Here is a 9806-nt window from a genome sequence, read left to right on the forward strand (position 1 = left end):
ACGTGTCGTGCCCGGTCGTGCCGAAGTCGAAGTCGCCCGCGTACTGCGACCCGCCCAGGTCGTAGTAAGTGAACAGGCGGTCCTGCTCCTCGGGACTGATGGCGCCGTCGATCTCGATCCGGGGCGCCGTCGGGCGGGCTCGGGGCGTCGAATCCCGTGCTCCCATATACCGGCCCCGGCATGCCCGACGGCCTAAGGTCGTACGGTGAGCGAGATCGAGGCCGACGCCGTACCCGCAGCGACCGTGCGCCAGGGCCCGCTCTACCCGATCGTCCGGGGCTTCCTCCGTCCGCTCGTGCGCCTGATCTACCGCCCGACGATCACCGGAACCGAGCACGTGCCGAAGCGCGGCGCGGTCATCTTCGCGAGCAATCACCTCTCGTTCGTCGACAGCATCGTGATCCCGCTCGCGTCGCCGCGGCCGGTGCAGTTCCTCGCCAAGTCCCACTACTTCACGGGCACCGGCTTCTCGGGATGGGTGTCCCGCACCTTCTTCTCGGCGATCGGCGCCGTCGCCGTCGAGCGCGGCGCCGGCGCGCAGGCGCAGGAGGCCCTCGACCAGAGCCGCCGCATCCTCGAGTCGGGCGCCGCGTTCGCCCTCTACCCCGAGGGCACGCGCTCCCTCGACGGCCGGCTCTACCGCGGCCGCACCGGCGTCGCGTGGCTCGCGCTCGAGACCGGAGCCACGGTCGTCCCCGTCGGCCTCATCGGCACGCAGGAGATCCAGCCCGTCGGGGCCAAGCTGCCCCGCATCCGACCCGTGACCGTGCGCTTCGGCGCGCCGCTCGACCTCAGCGGCCACGGGCCCGCCTCCTCGGGCCGCGCCCGCCGGGCGGCCACCGACGAGATCATGGCCGCCATCCACGGGCTCAGCGGACAGGAGCTCGCCGGTCGCTACAACGAGACGCCGCCGTCGGGCACCCTCGCGAAGCTCGCCGACCGCGTCGCGCCCCGCGAGCGCATCTGAGGCCGTTCACAGCCGAGGCGCCGATCCGCCCGGTATCGTCGACACGATGAGCATCGCCGAGGTCGCCGCCCGCTGTGCCGCGGCGGCACTCGTCGTGGCCGCGTTCGCGGGCTGCACGTCCACCCTCGATGAGGCGCCGCCCTCCGAGCCGGCCTCGACGCGTTCGACCCTGCCCGAACCGCCGGCGACCGAGTTCGACCCGGGCCTGATCGTCAGCGACGAGTCGTTCTACGACAGCACCGCGATGGACGAGCAGCAGATCCAGGACTTCCTCGAGTCCGTGCCGTGCCGGCCCGACGAGGGGGTGCGCTGCCTCGCGGACTACACCCAGACGACGACCACGCAGCCGGCCGTGGGCGGCCTGCACTGCGCGGAGTACCGCGGCGGCATCCGTGAACGCGCCAGCCGCATCGTCGCGAAGGTCGCCGAGGCCTGCGGCATCAGCCCGCGCACGCTGCTGGTGCTCCTGCAGAAGGAGCAGTCGCTGCTGACCCGGCCGAGCGTGAGCGGGTACGAGCGGGCGACGGGCTACGGATGCCCCGACACGGCCGACTGCGACACGAAGTACTTCGGCTTCTTCAACCAGGTCTACAACGCGGCCTGGCAGTTCCGGCAGTACACGGAGGAGCCCGACCGGCAGTATCGCATCGGCACCGTCGACGTGGGCTTCCACCCGAACGCGGAGTGCGGCGCCTCCCCCGTGCAGATCCGCAACCAGGCCACGGCGAACCTCTACAACTACACGCCGTACCAGCCGAGCGACGCGACCCTCGCCGACCCCGACACGGGCGACGGGTGCTCGGCGTTCGGCAACCTGAACTTCTGGCGCATCTGGCACCGCTGGTTCGGCGATCCCGAGGCCGAGCGGCTGCCGCCGTTCTTCCCGCCCTGCTCCCGGCTCGTCGGGGGGCACCCGTGCCCGGCCGTCGACCCCGTCGTCCCGACCGCGGCCGCGGGCTGACCTCGACCCGCTGGGGAACCGCCCCCGCTCAGTCCGCGACGACCGCCGTCGGGCGGTGGTGCACCGGGAAGGCGACGGATGCCGCGATGAAGCACAGGTCGGCCGCCTCGGCATGGATCTCGTCGGCGCGGGCCAGCATCGAGGCATCCGCCACCACGACTCGCGGATGCAGCGTGGCCTCGCTGAACGCGCCGCCCCCGCGGCCGTCCTCGATCATGGTGCCCGTCGCGGCATCCGTGTAGCCGCGCACCACGACGCCGTGGCGGGTCGCGACGTGCAGGTACGAGAGCATGTGGCACTCGCTCAGCGCCGCGAGCAGGAGCTCCTCGGGATTCCACCGGTCGCGGTCGCCGTGGAAGACCCGGTCGCTCGACCCCGCGATGTCGTGGAGCTTGCCGGCGGCGCGCACGACGTGCTGGCGGCCGTAGGCGCGGTAGCCGGTGGTGCCCTCGCCGCGATCCCCCTGCCACTCCACCTCCACCGCGTAGTGGTGTTCGCCGAGCATCCCGTTCCTCCCATCGCGTGCGCATTCGCGCAGCCCGGGCGGGGGCGCGCGTCCTTCGATTCTGGCACCATCCGGCGGGTCGACGGCCGCCCGGCGACTGCGGGCCGACTCGCCCGCGACGATAGGGTTGGAGCATCATGACTGACACCCAGATCCCCGCTGAGACCGCGTCCGCCCCGGTGTACTCCGTGGTGCAGGAGCGCCGCGTCGTGACCGCCATCCCCGGCCCGAGATCGCAGGAGCTGCACGCCCGACGCGCGAAGGTCGTGTCGGCCGGCGTGTCCTCCGCGCTGCCCGTCTACATCGAACGCGCGAACGGCGGGATCCTCGTCGACGTCGACGGCAACCAGTTCGTGGACTTCGGCGCGGGCATCGGCGTGACCACGGTGGGCCACACCGAGCAGCGGGTGGTGCAGGCCGCCGCCGACCAGCTGCAGGACGTGGTGCACACGCTCTTCACGATCACCCCCTACGAGGAGTACGTGCGCGTCGCCGAGCTCCTCGCCGAGCACACGCCCGGCAACTGGGAGAAGAAGTCGGTGCTCGTGAACTCGGGCGCCGAGGCCGTCGAGAACGGCGTGAAGATCGCCCGCAAGTTCACCGGCCGCCGCGCGGTGGCCGTGCTCGACCACGCCTACCACGGCCGCACCAACCTCACCATGGCCATGAACTACAAGGCGCACCCCTACGCGACGGGCTACGGCCCGCTCGCGGGCGACGTGTACCACGCTCCCAGCTCCTACCCGTACCGCGACGGACTCTCGGGCGCGGATGCCGCGGCACGCACCATCACCTACCTCGAGAAGGTCGTCGGAGCGAGCGACCTCGCCTGCCTCGTCGTCGAGCCCATCCAGGGCGAGGGCGGCTTCATGGTCCCCGCCGAGGGCTTCCTGCCCAGGCTGCAGGCCTGGTGCACCGAGCACGGCGTCGTCATGATCGCCGACGAGATCCAGAGCGGCATGGCGCGCACCGGTCGCTACTACGCGAGCGAGCACTTCGGGTGGGAGCCCGACCTCGTGCTGTCCGCGAAGGGCATCGCCGGAGGCCTGCCGCTCGCCGCGGTCACCGGCCGTGCCGAGATCATGGACGCCTCCCAGCCCGGCGGCCTCGGCGGCACGTTCGGCGGCAACCCCGTCGCGTGCGCCGCCGCCATCGCGGTGTTCGAGGCCATCGAGGCGAACCACCTCCTCGCCGAGTCCGAGCGCATCGGAGCACGCCTGAAGGCCGGCCTCGAACGACTCGCGCAGCGCTACGACGTCATCGGCGAGATCCGTGGCCTCGGCGCGATGATCGCCATCGAGCTCGTGCAGCCGGGCACCGGCCAGACGACCAGGCTCCCCAACCCCGACGCCGTCGCCTCGCTCATCGCCTACGCGGCACAGCACGGCGTGCTGTTCCTCAGCGCGGGCACCTTCGGCAACGTGCTCCGGTTCCTGCCGAGCCTCGCTGTGAGCGATGCCCTCATCGACGACGGGCTCCGCGTGCTCGACGACGGATTCGCGGCGCTCGGATGACCCGGTGACCGGTACCTTCTCCGTCAGCGACGCCGTCGAACTCGCCGTGGTCGAGCGCAGTGGTTTCATCGAGTCCAGGCACGCCGGTTCCGCCGTCGTGCTCTCCCCCGAGGGTGAGCTGCTCCGCTCGCTCGGGGACACCCGCACCCCCGTCTTCCCCAGGTCGTGCCTGAAGCCGTTCCAGGCGGTCGCCGTCATGACGTCGGGCGTGTCCCTCCGCGGTGAGGACGCGGCGATCGCGACGGCCAGCCACTCCGGCACGGCTGCACACGTGGCCCTCGTGCGCGGCCTCCTCGGTCGCGCCTCCCTGTCCGCGTCGGCACTCGGCTGCCCGCCCGCCGCGCCGAGCGACCAGGTCGCACGCGACGAGCTCATCCGCAGCGGTGCCCCGCGCGATCGCGTCTACATGAACTGCTCGGGCAAGCACGCTGCCATGCTGCTCGCCTGCGTGGCCAACGAATGGCCGCTCGACGGCTACCTCGACCCCGAGCATCCGCTGCAGAAGCGGATCCTCGACGTGCTCGAGCGCTTCACCGGCGAACGACCCGCTGCCACGGCCGTCGACGGCTGCGGCGCGCCCGTGCACGCGGTCAGCCTGCTCGCGCTGGCTCGCGGCATCCAGAAGATCACGACGGCCGCCACGTCGTCGCCGTTCGCGCTCTACCGGGAGGCGGCCGCGCTGACCGAGGCGGCGCGCGAGCACCCGTGGGCGGTCGGCGGACCGGGTCAGCCCGACACGGTGGCCATGGAACGGCTCGGGGTGTTCGCCAAGGTGGGCGCCGAGGGCGTCATGGTGATGACGGCTCCGAACGGCACGACCACGGCGTTGAAGGTGCTCGACGGCTCATCCCGTGCCTCGACGATCATCGCCCTGCGGCTGCTCGCGGCCGCCGGCGCCGTCGACGATGCCGCCGTCGATGACGTGCAGACCGAGCTCGACCTGTGGGTCATGGGCGGCGAGCGCCGGGTCGGGCAGATTCGCGCGACCATCTGATCGTCGAAGGCCGACGGATGCCGCGCCCGCGTCGCCGGGGCGCGGCATCCGTCGTCTCGGCGGGTTCGGGTCAGTCGAGCTTCGCGAGCCGCTTCGCCCGTGCCGCACGCGAGATCTGCGACGCGACCACGAGCACGATCGCGAACAGGAAGACCGCCGAGGCGACGACGTTCGCCTCGGCCGGGATGCCGCGGGACGCGGAGATGTAGATGTACTTCGGGAACGTCGACGTGGATCCCGAGTTGAAGTTCGTGATGATGAAGTCGTCGAAGCTCAACGCGAACGAGAGCAGTGCCGCGGCGATGATGCCCGGCGTGAGCAGCGGGAACGTGATGCGCCAGAACACCTGCGACGGTGAGCCGTAGAGGTCGCGGCCGGCCTCCTCGAGCGCCGGATCGAGGCTCGACACGCGTGCCTTCACCGTCACCACCACGAAGCTGATGCAGAACATCGTGTGCGCCAGGATGATCGTCGTCATGTCCTTCGGCACGCCCAGCGCGAGGAACTGCGCGGCGAGCCCGGCGCCCAGCACGACCTCGGGCGTCGCCATCGGCAGGAACAGCAGGAGGCTGATCACGGATCGTGCCCGGAACCGGTACCGCACGAGCGCGATCGCGATCGCGGTGCCGAGTGCGGTGGCGATCACGGTCGCCACGAGGCCGATGATGACGCTGTTCGCGAAGGCCTCGCAGACCGCGCCGCCCTCGACGTTGCAGACGTTCAGCCAGTTGTCGAAGGTGAATCCCCGCCACGAGATGTTCGACTTGATCGAGTCGTTGAACGAGAACACGAAGGTGTAGGCGATCGGGATCATGAGGAACACGAACGCCATGATCGTGTAGGCGGGCAGCAGCCAGTCGCCGAGGCCGAGTCGGCGACGGCGGGGCGCCCCGACCGGACCTCGGGCGTCCTCCTGTTGCTCGCTCTCGGAGAATCCGCCGAGGACGGCGGCAGCCTGGACTTCGCCGCTCACAGCAGGTCCTCCGTTCCGGAACGCTTCACGTAGATGCCGACGAGCACGAGGATCGCGGCCATGAGGATGATCGACAGCGCCGCGGCGGCCGGGTAGTTGAGCAGCACCAGGAAGTTGGCCTCGATGACGTTGCCCATCATCTGCGTGTCGGGGCCCCCGAGGAAGTCGCGACTGGCGTTGACGTAGTCACCGGCCGCCGGGATGAACGTGAGGAGCGTGCCCGCGACGATGCCCGGCATCGACAGCGGGATGGTGATCTTGCGGAACACCGCGAACGGGCCCGCGTAGAGGTCGCTGCCCGCCTCGAGGTAGCGGGTGTCGAGGCGCTCCAGGGTGGTGTAGAGCGGCAGGGTCATGAAGGGGATGAAGTTGTAGGTGAGGCCGAAGATCACCGCGAACGGCGTGCCCGTGAAGTGCGCGTCGGGAGCCATCAGCGAAAGCGCCTTCAACGACGTGATGATGAACGACTCGTCGGAGAGCAGCTGCTTCCACGCCAGCGTGCGCAGCAGGAAGCTGATGAAGAACGGCGCGATGACGAGCACGAGCATCAGGCTCTGCAACAGGGGCCACCGTCGGGCCTTCACGCCGATGAAGTAGGCGAGCGGGTAGCTGAACAGCAGCGCGAACACCGTCGCGGCGAGGGCGTAGCCGAAGGAACGCGCGATGTGGGGCAGGTACTGCTGCACCACGTCGACGTAGTTCTGCCAGTTGAATGCGTAGTCGTACACGCCGATGTCGCCGAACTCCGCCGGCGCCTGCAGGGACGTGAGCAGGAGCGAGATGAGCGGCGTGAGGAAGAACAGGATGAGGTAGAGGATGCCGGGCAGGAGCAGGAAGAGCGCGATGCGACTGCGCCGCTTCGGTGCCTCGGCCTGAGCCTCCGCGGTCGCGAATGCTGCGAAGGCCATGCTCAGCCCTCCTCGAGCTCCGACACGAGCGAATCGCGCCGCTGTGCCGCGATCGACGTCGTCGAGTCGTCGGCCGGGAAGCGCCCCGCCTCGCCGGGCACGTCGTCGAGGCCGAAGCCGTGCATGATCTCCCAGCTCACCCAGACCTCGGATCCGAGCGCTGCGACCGGGCCGAAGCCCACGTTCTGGGCGAAGACGAGCACCGTTCCGAGCGCGCCGAGGTCGACCAGGTACTGCGTGCTCACTCCCGAGAACGACACGTCGAGCACCCGGCCGGGACCGACCACGTTGCGGTCCGCCGATCCGGCGGGCTCGTGCGTGTGGAGGGTGACCTTCTCGGGCCGGACGCCGACCGCCACCGTGCCGCGGTGACGCTGGGCACGGGCCGTGGGCACGACGATGCGCGTGCCGCCCGCATCGACGGTGAGCGCCGTGCTCGTGGTGTCCACCACCTCGCCCGTGAAGAGGTTCGACTGCCCGAGGAAGTTGGCCACGAACACCGTGCGCGGGAGCTCGTACAGCTCGGCCGGCGCGCCCATCTGCTCGATCGCGCCCTTGTTCATGACCGCGACCGTGTCGGCCATGGTCATGGCCTCCTCCTGGTCATGGGTGACATGCAGGAAGGTCAGGCCCACCTCCTCCTGGATGGTCTTGAGCTCCAGCTGCATCTGCCTCCGGAGCTTCAGGTCGAGGGCGCCCAGGGGCTCGTCGAGGAGCAGCAGCGCCGGTCGGTTCACGATGGCGCGCGCGAGCGCCACGCGCTGCTGCTGGCCGCCCGAGAGCTGCTGCGGCCGCCGCTGGGCGAGGTGGTCGAGCTCGACGAGTCGCAGTGCCTCGTGCGCCTTGCCCAGCGCGTCGCCGATGCGGCGCCGCTTCAATCCGAATGCGACGTTCTCGATGACGGTCATGTGCGGGAAGAGCGCGTAGCTCTGGAAGACCGTGTTGACCGGTCGCTCGTGCGACTTCGTGTCGGTCACGTCCGTGCCGCCGATGAGGATGCGACCGCGGGTGGGCTCCTCGAGGCCGGCGACGAGCCGGAGGGTCGTGGTCTTCCCGCAGCCCGACGGCCCCAGCAGGGCGAAGAACGACCCGGCCGGAATGGTGAGGTCGAGCTCCTCGATCGCCGTGAAGCCCGGGAACCGCTTCTGGATCCCCACCAGCTGGAGGTCTGCGCCACGTTCGGCGAATTCGCGAACCGACATGTTCAGGCGCCCAGGAGGATGCTCTGGAACTCGGCCTGGTACTTCTGCTCCTCGGCACCCGTGAGCGTACGGAAGATGTGCGCCTGCGACAGCGTGTCCTCGTCGGGGAAGATGAGCTGGTTCTCGGCGAGCGCGGGGTCGATCGCCGCGGCGGCCTCCTTCGCGCCGACGACCGGCGTGATGTAGTTCACCCACGCCGCGACCTCGGCCGCGACCTCGGGCTCGTAGTAGTAGTTGATGAGCGTCTCGGCATTGGTCTTCCGCGGCGAGCCGACCGGCACGAGGAAGTTGTCGTTCCACAGCGTCCCGCCCGCCGTGGGGATCGCGAACTGCCACTTGTCGCCGGCCTCGGCATTGAGGACCGTGATGTCGCCCGACCAGCAGATCGCCGCGAGCGTGTCCTCGCTCTTGAGGTCCTCCAGGTAGGAGTTGCCCTTGATGTTGCGCACCTGGCCGTTCTCCACCTGCTCGCGGAGGATGTCGATGGCCGCCGAGTACTCGGCGTCGCCCCAGTCGCCCGCGATGTCGACGCCGTTCTGCAGCATGATGAGGCCCATGGTGTCGCGCATCTCGGAGAGCACGCCCACGCGGCCCTTGAGCTCGGAGTTCCAGAGGTCCTCGACCGAAGCGAGTCCGCCCGGGATGGCCTCGGTGTTCCAGCAGATGCCGGCGAATCCGCCCTGCCACGGCACCGAGAACTTCCGACCGGGATCGAAGTCGGGGTCCTGCAGCGCCGGGGTGAGGTTGGCGAGGTTCGGGATGTTGGCGTGGTCGAGCTCCTGCGTGTATCCGAACCGGATCCAGCGACCGACCATCCAGTCGGTGAGGCAGACGGTGTCGGCCCCGATGTCCTGCCCGAGCGCGAGCTGGTCCTTGACCTTGCCGTAGTACGTGTTGTTGTCGTCGACGGCCACGTCGTAGTTGACGTCGATGCCCGTCTCCTCGGTGAACTGCACGAGCGTCGGGTAGTCGCCGTTGTCGTCCTCGTCGATGTAGGCAGCCCAGTTCGCCCAGTTCAGGGTCTTGTCTGAGTCGGACGTGTCGGCCGCGGGCGTCGGCTTGCCCTTCGCCCCACCCGTCGAGCACGCGGCCAGGGCGAGCGCCGACGCGGACGCACCCGCGCCCGCCAGCAGCGCGCGGCGATTCAGTTGAGCACGCCGGGCCTGCGCGATCAGCGATCGGATCATCGGGTCCTCGGGAAGGGGCCGAGCGCTCACGGGAACTCCATTCGGGTTGCGGGCACAAGCTGGGGTGCCGTCGATACTGCCACACTGCTTGGCAACATTCACGGGATCATGACCGAATCGTTAATTTCTGGGAACATCGCATGCGGTTTCAGTACCGTGCGACCGACTTCGTCGACGGATTCAGTCGTTCCGCGTCGGAGGCCAACCCACCCGCGCCGGCATGACTCCTCCGCGCTGCACGTGCCAGCAGGCGTCGGTCGCGGGATCGAGCAGCGGCGGGGCGGCAGCGCCCCTGCCGAACACCCGGAACTCGCGGATGCCGCCCCGCACGACGATGTCGGCCTCCTCCCGCACCTGCGCGGCGAGGGCCCAACTGCCCAGCCACGCATCGGCATCGCCGACGACGAGGACGCCCGCGGACACCCTCGATGCAGACGTTCGCCGTCGTGCTGCGTCGCGAGGGCGTCGCGCGTCGATCCCGACGCTCTCACTCGACGTCGACGAGGAGGAAACGGCGATTCCGGTCGACTGAACGAGGGGGTTCTCAGCCGCTGCGGCTAGCATGTCACACAATCACGGAACGGGATCGGGAGAC

General features: G+C 69.9%; 10 protein-coding genes. 4 read left to right on the forward strand and 6 right to left on the reverse strand.

Annotation, left to right across the window (positions count from 1 at the left end):
- Positions 1-205 precede the first annotated feature (205 nt).
- On the forward strand, positions 206-967 hold the full coding sequence (locus GH736_RS10890; protein ID WP_159603122.1) for a lysophospholipid acyltransferase family protein: 762 nt from the start codon (positions 206-208) through the stop codon (positions 965-967).
- 46 nt (positions 968-1013) lie between these two features.
- Positions 1014-1928: a hypothetical protein gene (locus GH736_RS10895; protein ID WP_159603124.1), complete on the forward strand. Its 915-nt coding sequence runs from the start codon at positions 1014-1016 to the stop codon at positions 1926-1928.
- Positions 1929-1956: 28 nt separating this feature from the next.
- Here GH736_RS10895 and GH736_RS10900 read toward each other — a convergent pair whose 3' ends face one another.
- On the reverse strand, positions 1957-2433 hold the full coding sequence (locus GH736_RS10900; protein WP_159603126.1) for an OsmC family protein: 477 nt from the start codon (positions 2431-2433) through the stop codon (positions 1957-1959).
- Between the two features lie 137 nt (positions 2434-2570).
- On the opposite strand from GH736_RS10900, the gene gabT reads away from it, so the two are divergent.
- Both gabT and GH736_RS10910 read left to right on the forward strand, forming a co-directional pair.
- Positions 2571-3947 carry a 4-aminobutyrate--2-oxoglutarate transaminase gene (gene gabT / locus GH736_RS10905; protein WP_159603128.1) on the forward strand — a complete coding sequence of 459 codons (1377 nt, stop codon included), beginning with the start codon at positions 2571-2573 and terminating at the stop codon, positions 3945-3947.
- A 4-nt stretch (positions 3948-3951) separates the two neighbouring features.
- Positions 3952-4941 carry an asparaginase gene (locus GH736_RS10910; protein ID WP_235934005.1) on the forward strand — a complete coding sequence of 330 codons (990 nt, stop codon included), beginning with the start codon at positions 3952-3954 and terminating at the stop codon, positions 4939-4941.
- A gap of 70 nt (positions 4942-5011) precedes the next feature.
- Here GH736_RS10910 and GH736_RS10915 read toward each other — a convergent pair whose 3' ends face one another.
- The 5 genes from GH736_RS10915 to GH736_RS10935 all read right to left on the reverse strand — a co-directional run bounded on the left by GH736_RS10915 (position 5012) and on the right by GH736_RS10935 (position 9634).
- Entirely contained in the window at positions 5012-5773 is a 762-nt protein-coding gene (locus tag GH736_RS10915) for an ABC transporter permease (RefSeq protein WP_235934011.1), read from the reverse strand.
- 137 nt (positions 5774-5910) lie between these two features.
- Positions 5911-6822, reverse strand: coding sequence for an ABC transporter permease (locus GH736_RS10920; protein ID WP_159603132.1), 912 nt, complete (start codon positions 6820-6822; stop codon positions 5911-5913).
- 2 nt (positions 6823-6824) lie between these two features.
- Complete coding sequence (locus tag GH736_RS10925; RefSeq protein WP_159603134.1) at positions 6825-8024, reverse strand: ABC transporter ATP-binding protein; 1200 nt, start codon at positions 8022-8024, stop codon at positions 6825-6827.
- Positions 8025-8026: 2 nt separating this feature from the next.
- Positions 8027-9211 (reverse strand): ABC transporter substrate-binding protein, encoded by a 1185-nt coding sequence (locus GH736_RS10930; protein WP_159603140.1) that lies wholly within the window; start codon positions 9209-9211, stop codon positions 8027-8029.
- Between the two features lie 180 nt (positions 9212-9391).
- Positions 9392-9634, reverse strand: a complete 243-nt coding sequence (locus GH736_RS10935; RefSeq protein ID WP_159603136.1) for a hypothetical protein — start codon at positions 9632-9634, stop codon at positions 9392-9394.
- Positions 9635-9806 lie beyond the last annotated feature (172 nt).

Source organism: Agromyces humi (assembly GCF_009720255.1).
GTDB lineage: Bacteria > Actinomycetota > Actinomycetes > Actinomycetales > Microbacteriaceae > Agromyces > Agromyces humi.

Coding starts and splice junctions, on each gene's coding strand:
- GH736_RS10895 (WP_159603124.1), top strand. CDS start 1,014: ATGAGCATCGCCGAGGTCGCCGCCCGCTGTGCCGCGGCGGCACTCGTC.
- GH736_RS10900 (WP_159603126.1), bottom strand. CDS start 2,433: ATGCTCGGCGAACACCACTACGCGGTGGAGGTGGAGTGGCAGGGGGAT.
- gabT (WP_159603128.1), top strand. CDS start 2,571: ATGACTGACACCCAGATCCCCGCTGAGACCGCGTCCGCCCCGGTGTAC.
- GH736_RS10915 (WP_235934011.1), bottom strand. CDS start 5,773: ATGGCGTTCGTGTTCCTCATGATCCCGATCGCCTACACCTTCGTGTTC.
- GH736_RS10920 (WP_159603132.1), bottom strand. CDS start 6,822: ATGGCCTTCGCAGCATTCGCGACCGCGGAGGCTCAGGCCGAGGCACCG.
- GH736_RS10925 (WP_159603134.1), bottom strand. CDS start 8,024: ATGTCGGTTCGCGAATTCGCCGAACGTGGCGCAGACCTCCAGCTGGTG.
- GH736_RS10930 (WP_159603140.1), bottom strand. CDS start 9,211: ATGATCCGATCGCTGATCGCGCAGGCCCGGCGTGCTCAACTGAATCGC.